Annotated in this window: 15 protein-coding genes; 2 read left to right on the forward strand and 13 right to left on the reverse strand. The window is 71.8% G+C overall.

The window, feature by feature from the left end:
- Positions 1–196: 196 nt before the first annotated feature.
- From ACLQ3F_RS15000 to pyrR, 6 genes are read right to left on the reverse strand one after another with little or no spacing between them, the layout of a single operon-like run.
- On the reverse strand, positions 197–1,243 hold the full coding sequence (locus ACLQ3F_RS15000; RefSeq protein ID WP_425849412.1) for a quinone-dependent dihydroorotate dehydrogenase: 1,047 nt from the start codon (positions 1,241–1,243) through the stop codon (positions 197–199).
- The gene (carB, locus tag ACLQ3F_RS15005; protein WP_425849415.1) at positions 1,240–4,587 is read right to left on the reverse strand and encodes a carbamoyl-phosphate synthase large subunit; all 3,348 of its coding nucleotides are present in this window, start codon (positions 4,585–4,587) and stop codon (positions 1,240–1,242) included. The genes ACLQ3F_RS15000 and carB overlap by 4 nt, the downstream gene beginning before the upstream one ends.
- A complete protein-coding gene (carA, locus tag ACLQ3F_RS15010; protein ID WP_425849417.1) occupies positions 4,580–5,743 on the reverse strand; it encodes a glutamine-hydrolyzing carbamoyl-phosphate synthase small subunit in 1,164 nt (387 codons plus the stop codon). The genes carB and carA overlap by 8 nt, the downstream gene beginning before the upstream one ends.
- Positions 5,743–7,020: a dihydroorotase gene (locus ACLQ3F_RS15015; RefSeq protein WP_425849419.1), complete on the reverse strand. Its 1,278-nt coding sequence runs from the start codon at positions 7,018–7,020 to the stop codon at positions 5,743–5,745. The genes carA and ACLQ3F_RS15015 overlap by 1 nt, the downstream gene beginning before the upstream one ends.
- The gene (locus ACLQ3F_RS15020; RefSeq protein ID WP_030335650.1) at positions 7,017–7,943 is read right to left on the reverse strand and encodes an aspartate carbamoyltransferase catalytic subunit; all 927 of its coding nucleotides are present in this window, start codon (positions 7,941–7,943) and stop codon (positions 7,017–7,019) included. Before ACLQ3F_RS15020 ends, ACLQ3F_RS15015 begins: the two co-directional genes overlap by 4 nt.
- Positions 7,940–8,524 (reverse strand): bifunctional pyr operon transcriptional regulator/uracil phosphoribosyltransferase PyrR, encoded by a 585-nt coding sequence (gene pyrR, locus ACLQ3F_RS15025; RefSeq protein ID WP_357196210.1) that lies wholly within the window; start codon positions 8,522–8,524, stop codon positions 7,940–7,942. The genes ACLQ3F_RS15020 and pyrR overlap by 4 nt, the downstream gene beginning before the upstream one ends.
- A gap of 288 nt (positions 8,525–8,812) precedes the next feature.
- Here pyrR and ACLQ3F_RS15030 point away from each other — a divergent pair, with 288 nt between their 5' ends.
- Complete coding sequence (locus tag ACLQ3F_RS15030) at positions 8,813–9,301, forward strand: transcriptional regulator BldD (protein ID WP_007458348.1); 489 nt, start codon at positions 8,813–8,815, stop codon at positions 9,299–9,301.
- Positions 9,302–9,392: 91 nt separating this feature from the next.
- Here the strand turns inward: ACLQ3F_RS15030 and nusB are convergent, their stop codons facing one another.
- From nusB to ACLQ3F_RS15055, 5 genes are all read right to left on the reverse strand, one after another.
- On the reverse strand, positions 9,393–9,803 hold the full coding sequence (nusB, locus tag ACLQ3F_RS15035) for a transcription antitermination factor NusB (RefSeq protein WP_184188983.1): 411 nt from the start codon (positions 9,801–9,803) through the stop codon (positions 9,393–9,395).
- A gap of 23 nt (positions 9,804–9,826) precedes the next feature.
- The gene (efp, locus tag ACLQ3F_RS15040; protein WP_007458344.1) at positions 9,827–10,384 is read right to left on the reverse strand and encodes an elongation factor P; all 558 of its coding nucleotides are present in this window, start codon (positions 10,382–10,384) and stop codon (positions 9,827–9,829) included.
- 98 nt (positions 10,385–10,482) lie between these two features.
- On the reverse strand, positions 10,483–10,908 hold the full coding sequence (gene aroQ, locus ACLQ3F_RS15045) for a type II 3-dehydroquinate dehydratase (protein WP_396794527.1): 426 nt from the start codon (positions 10,906–10,908) through the stop codon (positions 10,483–10,485).
- On the reverse strand, positions 10,905–11,984 hold the full coding sequence (gene aroB / locus ACLQ3F_RS15050) for a 3-dehydroquinate synthase (RefSeq protein ID WP_357260334.1): 1,080 nt from the start codon (positions 11,982–11,984) through the stop codon (positions 10,905–10,907). Before aroB ends, aroQ begins: the two co-directional genes overlap by 4 nt.
- Before the next feature lie 10 nt (positions 11,985–11,994).
- Positions 11,995–12,993: a helix-turn-helix transcriptional regulator gene (locus ACLQ3F_RS15055; protein ID WP_357196201.1), complete on the reverse strand. Its 999-nt coding sequence runs from the start codon at positions 12,991–12,993 to the stop codon at positions 11,995–11,997.
- Positions 12,994–13,072: 79 nt separating this feature from the next.
- On the opposite strand from ACLQ3F_RS15055, the gene ACLQ3F_RS15060 reads away from it, so the two are divergent.
- Positions 13,073–13,801, forward strand: a complete 729-nt coding sequence (locus tag ACLQ3F_RS15060) for an alpha/beta fold hydrolase (RefSeq protein ID WP_425849425.1) — start codon at positions 13,073–13,075, stop codon at positions 13,799–13,801.
- Between the two features lie 150 nt (positions 13,802–13,951).
- Here the strand turns inward: ACLQ3F_RS15060 and ACLQ3F_RS15065 are convergent, their stop codons facing one another.
- Positions 13,952–14,455, reverse strand: coding sequence for a shikimate kinase (locus ACLQ3F_RS15065; RefSeq protein WP_425849428.1), 504 nt, complete (start codon positions 14,453–14,455; stop codon positions 13,952–13,954).
- Complete coding sequence (gene aroC / locus ACLQ3F_RS15070) at positions 14,455–15,633, reverse strand: chorismate synthase (protein ID WP_357196238.1); 1,179 nt, start codon at positions 15,631–15,633, stop codon at positions 14,455–14,457. Before aroC ends, ACLQ3F_RS15065 begins: the two co-directional genes overlap by 1 nt.
- Between the last annotated feature and the right edge of the window lie 3 nt (positions 15,634–15,636).

A 15,636-nucleotide genomic window follows, 5' to 3' on the forward strand; every position in this document is an offset into this window, starting at 1 on the left:
TCCGCTGCCTTTGCTCTGCACCCGCGGATGCGCCACCCGGCGGCCGGGTGCACGTCCGTCACCCGGCGGCCGGGTGGCGCGCTCCGGGTGGTGCACCTTGGGGTGCAGAGCAAAGGGGCAACAACGGGCGTGGTGTCGTCGACGCGGAGCGGGCCCGGCACCCCGTTGCGCCGGGCCGGCACCGCACCGGCGGCGGTCACCGGCCGGCGACCGCTTCCGGTGCCGCCGTTGCGGCCGCCGCGCGGGCGGCGGCGCGGACCAGGGCCGGTCCGCGGTAGATGAAACCGGTGTAGAGCTGCACCAGGTCGGCGCCCGCATCGAACATCCGCGCCGCGTCGTCCGGGTCCAGCACACCCCCGACGCCGACGATCGGCAGCCGGCCGCCGGTCTCGGAGTGGACGAAGGCGACCACGTCACGGGCCCGCCCGGTGAGCGGCCGACCCGAGAGGCCGCCGGCCTGCCCGCCACGCTCGACGTCGACGTCGGCCAGCCCGTCCCGGGACAGCGTGGTGTTGGTGGCGATCACCCCGGCGGCACCCCGGGCCAGGCAGACCTCCAACAGCTCGGCGATCGCCGCCTCGGTCAGGTCTGGCGCGATCTTGACCAGCACCGGCTTCTCCCCCACCAACGCGCCGAGCAGCGCGTCCAGGTGGGCACGGTCCTGCAACGACCGCAGACCCGGGGTGTTCGGTGAGGACACGTTCACCGCGAAGTAGTCGCCGTGCCCGCGCAGCGCCCGGTACGAGGCGAGGTAGTCCTCGACCGCCTCGTCCAGCGCTGTCACCTTGGACTTGCCCAGCGAGATGCCCAGCGGCACCCCGAGCGGGCGCGGCAGCGCCGCCAACCGGGCGGCCAGCGCGGCGGCCCCGGCGTTGTTGAAGCCCATCCGGTTGACCACCGCCTCGCTGGCCGGCAGCCGGAACAGCCGCGGCCGGGGGTTGCCCGGTTGGGCGTGCGCGGTGACCGTGCCGACCTCCACGAAACCGAAGCCGAGCGCCGGCCAGGCCGGCAGCGCCGCGCCGTCCTTGTCCATCCCGGCGGCCAACCCGACCGGGTTGGGGAACCGCACCCCGAACACCGTGCGCGGCGCGTCGACCGCGTAGCGGGCCCGCAGCGCGGCGAGCGCGGCCGGCCGCCGCGACAGGGCCGCCAATCGCCGCAGCGTCCACTCGTGCGCCGCCTCGGCGTCGCCACCGCCGATCCGGAACAAACCGGGTCGTACGACCTGCTCGAACAGTGTCACTGGGCCGCCCGCAGAGTGGCGTGCAGGTCCTGCAGGGGGCGGACCTGCATGTCGCCGCGGATCCGCGCCTCGATGCCCATCACCGCCGCGGCGGCTCCGGGAACCGTGGTGATGCACGGGATGTCCGCCGTGACGGCCGCGCTGCGGATCTCGTAGCCGTCGGAACGGGCGCTGGCGCCCGAGCCCTGCGGCGTGTTAATCACCAGCGCCACGTGGCCGCCGCCGATCAGCGACACCGCGTCGTCGCCCGCACCGGCCTGGTAGTGCTTCCGGATCTGCTCACAGGCGATGCCGTGCCGGCGCAGCACCTCGGCCGTGCCGGCGGTGGCGACGATCTCGAAGCCCAGATCAGCCAGCCGCTTGATCGGGAAGATCATGCCGCGCTTGTCCCGGTTGGCCACCGAGACGAAGATCTTCCCAGCGGTCGGCAGCGACCCGTACGCGGCCGACTGGCTCTTGGCGAAGGCGTGCCCGAAGTTGGTGTCGATGCCCATCACCTCGCCGGTCGACTTCATCTCCGGCCCGAGCAGCGAGTCGATCCCCTTGCCCGCGCGGGTCCGGAAACGCTTGAACGGCAGCACCGCCTCCTTGACCGCGACCGGCGCGTCGGCCGGCATCGTGCCCCCGTCCCCCGTCGCCGGCAGCAGGCCCTCGGCGCGCAGGTCGGCGACGCTCGCACCGAGCGCGATCCGGGCCGCCGCCTTGGCCAGCGGCACCGCCGTGGCCTTGGAGACGAACGGGACGGTCCGCGACGCGCGCGGGTTGGCCTCCAGCACGTACAGCACGTCGTCCTTGAGGGCGTACTGCACGTTGAGCAGGCCACGGACCCCGACGCCACGCGCGATGGCCTCGGTGTAGCGGCGGACCTCGGCCAGGTGCGAGCCCGCGAGGGTGATCGGCGGGAGCGCGCACGACGAGTCGCCGGAGTGGATGCCCGCCTCCTCGATGTGCTCCATCACGCCACCGATGTAGACCTCGCCGTCGGCGTCGCACAGCGCGTCCACGTCGATCTCGATGGCGTCGTCGAGGAACCTGTCCACCAGCACCGGGTGGTCCGGGGAGATGTCGGTGGCCCGGCCGATGTAGTCGCGCAGCGTCGGGTCGTCGTAGACGATCTCCATGCCCCGCCCGCCCAGCACGTACGACGGCCGGACCAGCACCGGGTAGCCGATCTCGTCGGCGATCGTCTTGGCCTCGTCGTACGAGGTGGCCATGCCGTGCGCCGGTGCGCGCAGGCCGGCGCGGGCCAGCACCGCGCCGAACGCGCCGCGCTCCTCGGCCAGGTGGATCGACTCCGGGGAGGTGCCCACGATCGGCACACCGGCGTTCTTGAGCCGCTGCGCCAGCCCCAGCGGGGTCTGCCCGCCGAGCTGGACGACCACCCCGACCACGCCCGGCCCGCCGGCCGCCCGGCCGGACGAATCCTCGGCGTGCCAGACCTCCAGGACGTCCTCGAAGGTCAACGGCTCGAAGTAGAGCCGGTCGGCGGTGTCGTAGTCGGTGGAGACCGTCTCCGGGTTGCAGTTGACCATGACCGTCTCGTAACCGGCCGACCGCAGAGCCTGCACGGCGTGCACGCAGGAGTAGTCGAACTCGATGCCCTGCCCGATCCGGTTCGGGCCGGAGCCCAGGATCAGCACCTTCGGCCGGTCCGACGGCACGACCTCGGTCTCCAGGTCGTACGTCGAGTAGTGGTACGGCGTGGTCGCCTCGAACTCGGCCGCGCAGGTGTCCACGGTCTTGTAGACCGGGCGCACGTCCAGGCGGTGGCGCAGGGTCCGCACGCCGTCCTCGGCGGCCAGCTCCGGGCGCAGCGCGGCGAGCTGCCGGTCGGACAGACCGGCCCGCTTGGCACGACGCAGCAGGTCGGCGTCGAGCACCGGCGCGTCGACGATCTCAGCGCGCAGCTCGATCAGCGCGGCGATCTGGTCCAGGAACCACGGGTCGATCCCGCCGGACGCCTCGGCCACCTCGGCGATCGACGCCCCGAGCCGCAGCGCCCGCTCCACCGTGTACAGCCGGCCGTCGTGCGGGATACGCAGCGCCGCGAGGGTGTCGGCCAGGGTGACGCCGGCAGGGTCCGGCACACTCCAGAAACCGGCCGACTTGGTTTCCATCGAGCGCATCGCCTTGTTCAGCGCCTCGGTGAAGTTGCGTCCGAGGCTCATCGCCTCGCCCACCGACTTCATCGTGGTGGTCAGCTCCGGGTCCGCGCCGGGGAACTTCTCGAACGCGAACCGGGGGATCTTCACCACCACGTAGTCCAGGGTCGGCTCGAACGCCGCCGGCGTCTTCAGGGTGATGTCGTTGGGGATCTCGTCGAGGGTGTAGCCGATGGCCAGCTTCGCGGCGATCTTCGCGATCGGGAAACCGGTCGCCTTGGAGGCCAGCGCCGAGGACCGCGACACCCGGGGGTTCATCTCGATGACGACGATCCGGCCGTCGACCGGGTTGACCGCGAACTGGATGTTGCAGCCGCCGGTGTCCACCCCGACCTCACGCAGCACGGCGATGCCCAGGTCACGCAGGTGCTGGTACTCCCGGTCGGTGAGCGTCATGGCCGGGGCCACTGTGACGCTGTCACCGGTGTGCACGCCCATCGGGTCGATGTTCTCGATCGAGCAGACCACCACCACGTTGTCGTGCCGGTCGCGCATCAGCTCGAGCTCGTACTCCTTCCAGCCGAGCACGCTCTCTTCGATGAGCACCTCGTGCACCGGGCTGGCGGACAGGCCGTCGCCGGCGATGCGGGCCAGGTCCTCCGGGGTGTGCGCCATGCCGGAACCCAGGCCACCCATGGTGAACGACGGCCGGATCACCACCGGCAGGCCCAGCTCGGCGACGGTCGCCTCGACCTCGTCCATGGAGTGGCAGACCCGCGAGCGGGGCACCAGCCCGGTCGGGTCGTCGACGCCCAGCCGTACGCCGGCCTTCGCGACGATCTCCTTGAACAGCTGCCGGTCCTCGCCGCGGTTGATGGCGTCGATGTTCGCGCCGATCAGCTCCACGCCGTACTTCTCCAGGACGCCGGCCTCGTGCAGGGCGACGGCCGTGTTCAGCGCGGTCTGCCCGCCGAGGGTCGCGAGGATCGCATCCGGGCGCTCCTTGGCGATGACCAGCTCCACGAACTCCGGGGTGATCGGCTCGACGTACGTGGCGTCGGCGAACTCCGGGTCCGTCATGATCGTCGCCGGGTTGGAGTTGACCAGGCTGACCCGGATCCCCTCGCTGCGCAGCACCCGGCACGCCTGGGTGCCCGAGTAGTCGAACTCGCAGGCCTGCCCGATGACGATCGGCCCGGAGCCGATCACGAGGATGTGCTGGAGATCGGTCCGCTTAGGCATTGCTGCGCCCCTTGCTGTGGTTCCGACCTTCGATCAAGTCGGCGAAACGGTCGAAGAGGTAGTCGGCGTCGTGCGGGCCGGCCGCCGCCTCCGGGTGGTACTGCACCGTGAACGCGGGCACGTCGATCGCCCGCAGCCCCTCGACCACGTTGTCATTGAGGCAGACATGGGACACCTGAACGCCGCCGAAGTCGGTGTCGATCACCTGGTCGGGAACGACGGCGCCGACGCCGGCGCCGGGCACCTGGACGGCGAAGCCATGGTTGTGGCTGGTCACCTCGACCTTGCCGGTGGCCCGGTCGAGCACCGGCTGGTTGATCCCCCGGTGGCCGTAGCCCAGCTTGTAGGTGCCGAAGCCGAGCGCCCGACCGAGGATCTGGCTGCCGAAGCAGATGCCGAACAGCGGGATCCGCCGGGTCAGCACCTCCCGGGCCAGCGCCACCGGCGCGTCGGCGGTCGCCGGGTCACCCGGGCCGGGCGAGAAGAAGACCGCGTCCGCGCCGGTGGCGAGCAGGTCGTCGATGCTCGATCCGGCCGGCAGGACGTGGGTGGTCACCCCGCGCGCGGCGAGCCGGCGGGGCACGTTGCGCTTGATGCCCAGGTCCAGTGCCGCCACCGTGAACCGGTGCTCGCCGACAGCCTCGACGACGTACGGCTCGGCGGTGCTCACCTCGGCGGACAGGTCCGCGCCGACCATCTGCGGCGCCTGACGGACCCGGGCCAGCAGGCTCTGCGGGTCGTTGTCGATGCTGGAGATGCCCACCCGCATGGCGCCCCGCTCGCGCAGGTGCCGGGTCAGCGCCCGGGTGTCCACGCCACTGATGCCCACCACACCCTCGGTGGCGAGACGGTCCTCGAGACCACCGGTGGCCCGCCAGTTCGAGCCGATCCGGGCCGGGTCGCGCACGACGTAGCCGGCCACCCAGATCCGACCGGACTCGTCGTCCTCGCCGTTGACGCCGGTGTTGCCGATGTGTGGCGCGGTCTGCACCACCACCTGACGGTGGTACGACGGGTCGGTGAGGGTCTCCTGGTAACCGGTCATGCCGGTGTTGAAGACCGCCTCACCGAAGGTCTCTCCGACGCTGCCGTACGCCTCGCCGGGGAACGTACGCCCGTCCTCCAGCACCAGGATTGCGGGTCTGCGCTTGACCATTACTTGACAGCCTTTCCGTCCAGGACCGTCGGCTCGCCACGCAGGAAGGTCGCCACGATGCGACCTGGCAGCGTCATGCGGGCGTACGGGGTGTTGCGACTGCGACTGGCCAGCTCCGCCGGATCGATGGTGCGGTGGGCGGCCGGGTCGATCAGGGTCAGGTTGGCCGGCACACCCGGCGCGGGGTCGACCCCGTGCCCGGAGAGGCCGGCGATCCGTGCGGGGGTGCGCGACATCCGCTCGGCGATCAGGTCCCACTCGGGGCCGAGCACGTCCAGCGCGATGGAGAGGGCCGTCTCCAGACCGAGCATCCCCGGTCGGGCGTACGCCCACTCGCACTCCTTGTCCTCCACGGCGTGCGGCGCGTGGTCGGTGGCGATCACGTCGATCACCCCGTCGGCGAGGGCGGCGCGCAGCGCGGCGATGTCCGCGGCGGTGCGCAGCGGCGGGTTCACCTTGTAGACCGGGTCGTAGCTTTCCGCCCGTTCGTCGGTGAGCAGCAGGTGGTGCGGGGTCACCTCGGCGGTCACGCGTACCCCGCGCGCCTTCGCCTGGCGCAGCACCTCGACGCTGCCGGCGGTGGAGACGTGGCAGACGTGCAGTCGGCTGCCCACGTGCTCGGCGAGCAGCACGTCCCGGGCGATGATCGCCTCCTCGGCGACCGCCGGCCAGCCGATCAGGCCGAGCCGGGTGGAGACCTCACCCTCGTGCATCTGGGCGCCCTCGGTGAGCCGGGGCTCCTCGGCGTGCTGGGCGATGATCCCGTCGAACGCCTTCACGTACTCCAGTGCTCGGCGCATCAACTTCGGGTCGGCGACGCAGTGCCCGTCGTCGGAGAAGATCCGCACCCGGGCCGCCGAGTCGGCCATCGCGCCCAGCTCGGCCAGTCGCTCGCCGGCCAGCCCGACGGTGACCGCGCCGATCGGCTGCACGTCGACCAGACCGGCCTCGCGGCCGAGCCGCCAGACCTGCTCGACCACGCCGGCGGTGTCCGCCACCGGGGAGGTGTTGGCCATCGCGCAGACCGCCGTGTAGCCGCCCAGCGCGGCCGCCCGGGAACCGGACTCGACGGTCTCGGCGTCCTCCCGGCCGGGCTCGCGCAGGTGGGTGTGCAGGTCGACGAGGCCGGGCAGGGCGACCAGGCCGGTGCCGTCGACGACTGTGGCGTCCGGCGCGGTCAGGCCGGGGCCGACCTCGGCGATCACGCCGTCGCGGATCAGCAGGTCGGTCGGCGCGGCGCCGACGACACTCACGCTGGTGATCAGGTACGCGGTCACCGGTTGTTCCCTCCGAGCAGCAGGTAAAGGACAGCCATCCGCACGGAGACCCCGTTGGTGACCTGTTCGACGATGGTGGAGCGGGGTGAGTCGGCGACCTCGGGGGTGATCTCCATCCCCCGGTTCATCGGGCCGGGGTGCATGACGATCGCGTGCTCGGGCAGCCGGCGCATCCGGGGCCCGTCCAGACCGTAGCGGCGGGCGTACTCGCGCGCGGAGGGGAAGTAGGAGTCGTTCATCCGCTCCCGCTGCACGCGCAGCATCATCACCACGTCCACGTTCGGCAGGACGGAGTCGAGGTCGTAGGAGACGTCGGTGCCGGGCGCGAGGGCGCCCGCGATGTCGACCGGGATGAGGGTCGGCGGGCCGACCAGGGTGACCTTGGCGCCGAGGGTGGAGAGCAGCAGCACGTTGGAGCGGGCCACCCGGGAGTGCAGCACGTCCCCGACCACCGCGACCGACAGGCCGGCGAGCCGGCCCAGACGGGCCCGCATGGTGTACGCGTCCAGCAACGCCTGGGTGGGGTGCTCGTGGGTGCCGTCGCCGGCGTTGACGACCGACCCGTCCACCCAGTTGGCCAGGCGGTGCGGCGCGCCGGAGGCGGGGTGTCGGACGACGACGGCGTCCGCGCCCATGGCTTGCAGGGTCAACGCGGTGTCCTTCAGGCTCTCACCCTTGGTGACGCTGGACCCCTTCGCGGAAAAGTTGATCACGTCGGCGCTGAGCCGCTTCGCCGCCGCCTCGAAGGAGATCCGGGTACGCGTGGAGTCCTCGTAGAAGAGGTTCACCACGGTCCGTCCGCGCAGCGCGGGAAGCTTCTTGATCTCCCGGCCGGCGACGGTGGCCATCTCGGCGGCGGTGTCCAGGATCTCGGTGGCGGTGTCGGCGTCCAGGTCCCCGCCGGAGAGCAGGTGCTTGATCATGAGGCAGTTCCCCCGTACAGCTTGACCTCGTCCGTCCCGTCGATCTCGGCGAGCGTCACCTTCACGCTCTCGGCGAGCGAGGTCGGGATGTTCTTGCCGACGTAGTCGGCGCGGATCGGCAACTCCCGGTGGCCCCGGTCGACCAGGACGGCGAGCTGGACCGAGGCCGGGCGGCCCACGTCGTTGAGCGCGTCGAGCGCGGCCCGGACGGTGCGGCCGGAGAAGAGCACGTCGTCGACCAGGATGACCCGTTTGCCGTCGATCCCGCCGGGGGGCAGCTCGGTCGGACCCACCGCGCGGGTGGCGTGCCGACGGAGGTCGTCGCGGTACAGGGTGATGTCGAGCACACCGACCGGGACGGCGACGTCCTCGAAGGTGCTGATCCGGTCGGCGAGCCGCCGGGCGAGGGGGGTGCCCCGGGTGGGAATCCCCAGCAGCACCGTGTTGGCGGCGCCCTGGGTCTTCTCCAGGATCTGGTGGGCGATGCGGTCGACCACGCGTTGCACGTCGGCGCTGGCGAGGATCACCTTCACCGAGGGTTGTTGCGGTGGTGACGAGCGGGCAGCCTGTGGGTACGCCACGGCGGACCTCCTTCCCCGCCTCACGGGACGGGTCGTTAAAGGATGTCGGGCACCTCCGGCCGGACCGCACAGCGGACCTGGACCGGGGCTTCCGCCACGTTACCAGTGGTCACCGGGGTGATGGCCGGCGGCCACTGACCACCGGGTCAGGTACCGGAAAAGGAGAAAACTCCCCGGACGCTCCGCAACGGTAGGGGCACGACCACTTGACCACGTGTCGCATTCCCCGTACCGTCACGCTCCGTAGCGATCGACGGGAGAACCCCGAGCAGCACTGGGAGTGTCCGAATGCCCTCTGAATACGCCAAGTCTCTGGGCGCCCGCCTGCGCTCCATCCGCCAGCAGCAGGGTCTCTCCCTGCAGGGTGTGGAGGAGAAGTCGAACGGGCGGTGGAAGGCCGTGGTGGTCGGCTCTTACGAGCGTGGCGACCGGGCCGTGACGGTGTCCCGTCTGGCCGAGTTGGCCGAGTTCTACCGCGTACCCGTCTCGGAGCTGCTGCCTGACGGCAGTGGCGTCCGTCACGAGCCCACCAGCAAGATTGTCCTGGACCTGGAGCGGCTCTACGACGAGGCCTCCGAGGACCTGGCCTACGTCGCCCGCTACGCCCGCGCCATCCAGCAGCAGCGCGGCGACTACAACGGCCGGGTGCTCTCCATCCGCGCCGACGACCTGCGGGCGCTCGCGATCGTCTACGACGCCTCACCGTCGGGCCTGATCGAGCGGCTCACCGAGCACGGCGTGCTGGTGGCCGACCCCCGGGCGTTCTTCGCCTCCTGATCTGCCGTTCCACCTGATCTGCCGCTTCACCGAAAGGGCCCGTGCCGGCTGGCACGGGCCCTTTCGGATCAGCGGTGTCCGGTGCGGACGCTCAGCGGGTGGCGTACTCGGCGATGCGGCCGAGCACCCCGTTGAGGAAGCGCGGCGAATCGTCCGTCGACATCTGCCGAGCCAGCTCGACGGCCTCGCTGATCGCCACCGCGTCGTCGATCTCGTCGACGTAGAGCAACTCGTAGACGGCGATCCGGGCCAGATTACGGTCGACGACCGGCATCCGCTCCAGCGTCCAACCCTCGGCGTAGCTGGCGATCAGCTCGTCGATCCGGTTGAGGTGCTCGGCAACCCCCTCGACCAGACCCACCGCGTAGCCGAGGTGCTCCGGCCGGGGCTGCTCGATCCGCTGCACGTAGCCGGCGAGCACCTCCACCGGAGGCTTGTCCCGCAGGTCGGCCTCGTAAAGGACATCCAGCGCCCGCTTGCGCGCCTTGCGGCGCGCCGGCATCTGCTGCTTGGAACCCTCAGCCATCAGGCGCGGCCGAGGTAACGGCCGTCGCGGGTGTCGACCTTGATCTTCTCGCCGGTGGTGATGAACAGCGGAACCGGCACGGTGGCGCCGGTCTCCACGGTCGCCGGCTTGGTGCCGCCGGTCGAACGGTCGCCCTGCAGGCCCGGCTCGGTGTAGGTGACCTCCAGCACGACGCTGGTGGGCAGCTCGATGTAGAGCGGCACACCCTCGTGCTGGGCGACGGTCGCCTCCGCCTCGGGCAGCAGGTAGTTGGCTGCCTCACCGACGGTGCCACCGGGCACGGTGATCTGGTCGAAGGTCTCCAGATCCATGAAGACGAAGTCCTCACCGTCGGCGTACAGGTACTGCATCGTGCGCTTGTCAACGGTCGCGGTTTCGACCTTGGTGCCCGCGTTGAAGGTCTTGTCGACCACCTTCCCGGACAGCACGTTCTTCAGCGTGGTGCGCACGAAGGCACCACCCTTACCGGGCTTGACGTGCTGGAACTCGACGACGGCCCAGAGCTCGCCGTCAAGGTTGAGTACCAGGCCGTTTTTGAGGTCGTTGGTGGAGGCCATTTCCTGCCTTGATCATCAATTGGCGGACAGACCTGGCAAGTCTACAAGCTGCGTCGAATCGGTCGGCCCCCCGTTCGGAGCGCCCAGTCGGTGGGCCCTCAGCGGGTGGCCAGATGGTGCAGAGCGAGACGATATCCGTCGATACCGAGACCGCAGATCACCCCGGTCGCCACCGCCGAGACCACCGAGTGGTGCCGGAACTCCTCACGGGTGTGGATGTTGGAGATGTGCACCTCCACCAGCGGCCCGCGCAGCATGGCGCAGGCGTCGCGCACCGCGTACGAGTAGTGCGACCAGGCGGCCGGGTTGAGCACCACAGCGGCGCCCTCGTCGGCCGCCGCGTGCAGCCAGCCGAGCAGCTCGTGCTCCGCGTCGGTCTGCCGGACCGTCACCGCCAGCCCCAGCTCCCGACCCGTGCTCTCGCAGAGCGCCACCAGGTCCGCGTAGCTGGTCGCGCCGTACACGTCGGGCTCGCGGGTGCCCAGCCGACCCAGGTTCGGCCCGTTCAACACGTAGACCTTCACGGGGTTGCCACCTCCCGGTAGGCAGCCTCCAGCAACGCGTCGTCGGGGCCCTCCAACATCGCCGGGCGGGCCAGCCCGTCGAGCACCACGAAGCGCAGCCGACTGCCCCGGGCCTTCTTGTCCACCCGCATCGTGGGTAGCAGCTTCGGCCAGGCATCGGCCGGGTAGCTCACCGGCAGGCCCAGCGCGCTCAGCGTGACCCGGTGCCGGTCGGCGGTCGGCGCGTCCAACCGCCCGGCGAGCCGCGCCAGCGTGGCCGCGTACACCAGACCGACAGCGACGGCGTGGCCGTGCCGCCAGCGGTAACCCTCGTTCTGCTCGATGGCGTGGGCCAGGGTGTGACCGTAGTTGAGCACCTCCCGCAGGCCCGACTCGCGCAGGTCGCCGGCGACCACGTCGGCCTTGACCCGGATGGCCCGCTCGATCAGCTCCCGGCTCACCGGCCCACGGGGGTCGGTGGCGGCCTCCGGGTCGTTCTCGATGAGATCCAGGATCGTCGGGTCGGCGATGAAACCGCACTTGACGACCTCGGCCAACCCGGCCGCCAGGTCGACAGCGGGCAGGCTGTCCAGAGTGGCCAGGTCCGCCAACACCCCGACCGGCGGGTGGAACGCGCCCACCAGGTTCTTGCCGGCGGCCGTGTTGATGCCCGTCTTGCCGCCCACCGCGGCATCCACCATGCCCAGCAGCGAGGTCGCCACCGGCACCCAGCGCACACCCCGCAACCAGCAGGCCGCGACGAAGCCGGCCAGGTCGGTCACCGCGCCGCCGCCCACCCCGACCACCGCGTCGGTACGGGTGAAGCCGGCCGCTCCGAGCCGGTCCCAACAGGCGGCGGCCACCTCGACGTGCTTTCCCGACTCGGCGTCGGGCACCTCGATCGGCAGTGGCTCGACGCCGGCGGCGCGCAGGCGTTCGCCGAGCGCGTCCGCGAGGGCCTTGAGCGGAGGCGCGTGCAACACCGCCACCCGGGTCGCGCCGGGCAGCAGGCCAGGCAGCGCACCCAGCAGGTCACGTCCCACCAAGACGTCGTACGGCCGCTCGCCGCCGACCGGAATTCGGGTCACCTCGTCCATCGCCGGCAGCCTAGTCCAGCGGGCGGCGCGGGGAGGGCGGCTGTCCACCTGCTGGCCGAGCGGCCCAGTCCGCCAACCGGCGGGCGTGCTCGGCCACCGCGGCGCGCAGCGCGTCCGGATGCCGCACGGTGAACGGACAGCCCAGCCCGGCGAGCAGCGCGGCCATCCCGGGCAGGCTCTCCGCTCGGGCCCGCAGCAGCACCCCGTCGGTGGTGGCGGTCAGCTCGGCCACGCTGGGCGGGATGCGGCGGCGGGCGGCGACCAGGTCGGTCTCCAGCACGACCTCCACCTCGTGCCGGTACGGCACGCCGGCCAGCGACCGGGTCACCCAGGCCACCGCCTCGAAGCCGTCGGGCACCGTGAACGTCGCCACGCCGGGCGTCACCGCGCCGATCCGGTCCAGGCGGAAGGTCCGAATCTCCCCGCGTCGGTGGTCGTGGCCGGTGACATACCAACGGCCGGCGTGGAAGACGAGCCCGTACGGGTCGAGTTCGCGCTGCGACCGCTCGCCCCGCCAGGAGCGGTAGTCCAGTGCCACCCGCTGCCGGTGCCGGGCGGCCGAGGCCAGCGCGAGCAAGGTGCCGGACGCTGGCCCGCGCTCCGCCTCCGGGCGGCGCAGGGTGAAGCCCAGGTGTTCCTGGACGGCGGCGAGCCGGTCGGCGAGCGCGGCCGGTAGCACCCGGCGGATCTTCGCCAGCGCGGTGGCGGTGGCGGGCTGCTCGGTGGCGAGCCCGACCCGTTCGGCGACGACGAGGCCGAGCAGCACGGCCACCGCCTCGTCGTCGGTGAGCATCAGCGGCGGCAGCTTGTAACCGGGGTGCAGTCGGTAGCCGCCGTGGCGGCCCCGGTCGGCGGTGACGGGAATGCCCAGCTCGACGAGCGTGGTCGCGTACCGGCGCACGGTCCGCTCGTCCACCCCGAGGTGGCCGGCGAGTTCTGCGGCCGTCGACCGGTGCCGGGTCTGCAGCAGTTCGAGCAGGGCCAGCACCCGCCCCGCGGGATGTGACACGGGCCATTCCTCCAAACCGGGCGGATCCTGTCCGGAATAGATCGTACGGTCTGTCGGTAACCGAGAGAAGGAGCCACAGATGGCGACATTCGTGCTGGTGCCGGGATTCTGGTTGGGTGCCTGGGCGTGGCGGGACGTGACCGCCGCGCTGCGGTCGCAGGGGCACGAGGTCTATCCGATGACGCTGACCGGGGTGGCCGAACGCGACCACCTCGCCGGGCCGGAGGTCGGCCTGGACACGCACACCACCGACATCGTTCGACTGATCGAGGTCGAGGACCTGCGCGACGTACTGCTGGTCGGGCACTCCGGCGGTGGGATGCCGGTCGCCCAGGCGGCGGACCGCATCCCGGACCGGATCGCCCGGGTCGTCTACGTGGAGAGTGGGCCGCTGCCGGACGGCACGGCACAGTTCGACACGCTGCCGCCGGACGAGCAGCAGCGGCTACGCGAAGCGATCGGCACCGGGCACCTGCTGCCGCCGCCGGCCTGGGACCCGGCCGCCGACCCGACGAACCTGGCCGGCCTGGACGAGCCGACGCTCGCGCTGCTGCGTACCCGGGCCACCCCGCAGCCGCTGCGGACCGCCACCGACCCGGTCCGACGCACCGGCGGGCACCCCGTTCCGACCGCGCTGGTCGCCAGCACCTTCCCGCTCGGTGTGGTGCGGCAGATGATCCAACAGGAGCATCCGTTCTTCACCGGACTGGCCGACAGCCAGCTGCACGAGTTGCCCACCGGGCACTGGCCGATGCTCAGCGAGCCGAAGGCCCTGTCCGACGTCCTGGACCTGATAGCCCAAACCTGACCCCGCTGCCTTTGCCCCCGCGCCCGCGCCCCCGCCCGAGCCCCGCCGATCTTGCACTTTCAGTTGCCGAGATGCGGTTCATGCCCCTTAAGTCAGAGCAGCAAGTGCAAGATCGGCGCAAAGGGGGGCGCGAGGGCGCGGGGCCTGACGTCAGCGCGGGAGCAGTGCGGCGACGTCCGCGACGACCTGCGCCGGGGCCCGGCCGTCGGTGACCACCGTCTCGGTGGCGACCTCGGCGTAGAGCGGCCGGCGCTGGTCCAGCAAATACTTGAGGGTGGCCCGTGGGTTGATCGCCAGCAGCGGCCGGCCGGCGCCGAGCCCGACCCGCTTGACCGCGTCGGGCAACTCGACCGAGAGGTGCACCACCCGGTGCCCGATCAGGGCCGCCCGGATCTCCTCGGCCAGCACCGCGCCGCCGCCGAGGGCGAGCACGCCGGTGCCGCCGGCCAGCGCCGCGGCCACGGCGGCCCGTTCCAAGGTACGGAAGTGCGCCTCACCCTCGTCGATGAAGATCTCCGGGATCGGCTTCCCGGCCATCTGCTCGATGTCGGTGTCGGTGTCGCGGAACTCCACGCCGAGGGTGGCGGCGAGCGCCCGGCCGACAGTGGTCTTGCCGCAGCCGGGAGCACCGACCAGCACGACGACCGGTGCCATCAGCGGATGACCAGCGCGTCGAGGTACCCGGCCAGGTTGCGGCGGATCTCGGCGATCGAGTCTCCACCGAACTTCTCGGTGGCCGCCTCGGCCAGCACCAGCGCCACCATCGCCTCGGCGACGACCGCCGCTGCGGGCACCGCGCAGACGTCGGAACGCTGGTTGATCGCGGTGGCCGGCTCACCGGTGGTGACGTCCACAGTGGAGAGGGCCCGGTTCAGCGAGGAGATCGGCTTCATCGCGGCGCGGACCCGCAGCGGCTCGCCGGTGGTGATGCCACCCTCCAGCCCGCCGGCCCGGTCGGTGACCCGGCGGACACCGGTGGCCGACGGAATGATCTCGTCGTGCGCCTCCGAGCCACGGGACCGGGCCTGCTGCCAGCCGTCGCCGATCTCCACGCCCTTGATCGCTTGAATGGACATCAGCGCGGTGGCCAGCCGGGCGTCGAGCTTGCGGTCCCACTGCACGTGGCTGCCCAGCCCCGGTGGCACCCCGTACGCCAGCACCTCGACCACGCCGCCGAGGGTGTCGGCGGCCTTCTTCGCGGCATCGACCTCGGCGACCATCAGGGCGCTGGCCTCCGGGTCGAGGCAGCGCAGCGGGTCGGCGTCGATCCGCGCGGCGTCGGACGGCGTGGGACGCAGCCCGGGCTTCGCGGCCACCGGGCCCAGCTCGACGACGTGCGAGACGATCTCGATCCCGAGCGCCTGACGGATCAGCGCCTTGGCCACCGTGCCGACGGCCACCCGGGCAGCGGTCTCCCGTGCGCTGGCGCGCTCCAGGATCGGCCGGGCGTCGGTGTGGCCGTACTTCTGCATGCCGGCCAGGTCGGCGTGGCCCGGCCGGGGGCGGGTCAGCGGGGCGTTGCGGGCCTGCCGGGCCAGCTCGTCGGGGTCGACCGGGTCGGCGGCCATCACGGTCTGCCACTTCGGCCACTCGGAGTTGCCGACCCGGATCGCCACCGGGCTGCCCAGGGTCACGCCGTGCCGCAGGCCGCCGAGCAGCTCGACCTCGTCCCGCTCGAACGACATCCGGGCACCCCGCCCGTAGCCCAGCCGTCGACGGGCCAGCTCGTCGGCGATCTCGGTGGTGGTCACCTCGATGCCGGCCGGCACCCCCTCCAACATCGCGACGAGGGCGGGACCGTGCGATTCACCTGCAGTCAGCCAGCGCAACACAGC

The organism is Micromonospora sp. DT15 (genome assembly GCF_049841475.1).
Classification (GTDB): Bacteria; Actinomycetota; Actinomycetes; order Mycobacteriales; family Micromonosporaceae; genus Micromonospora.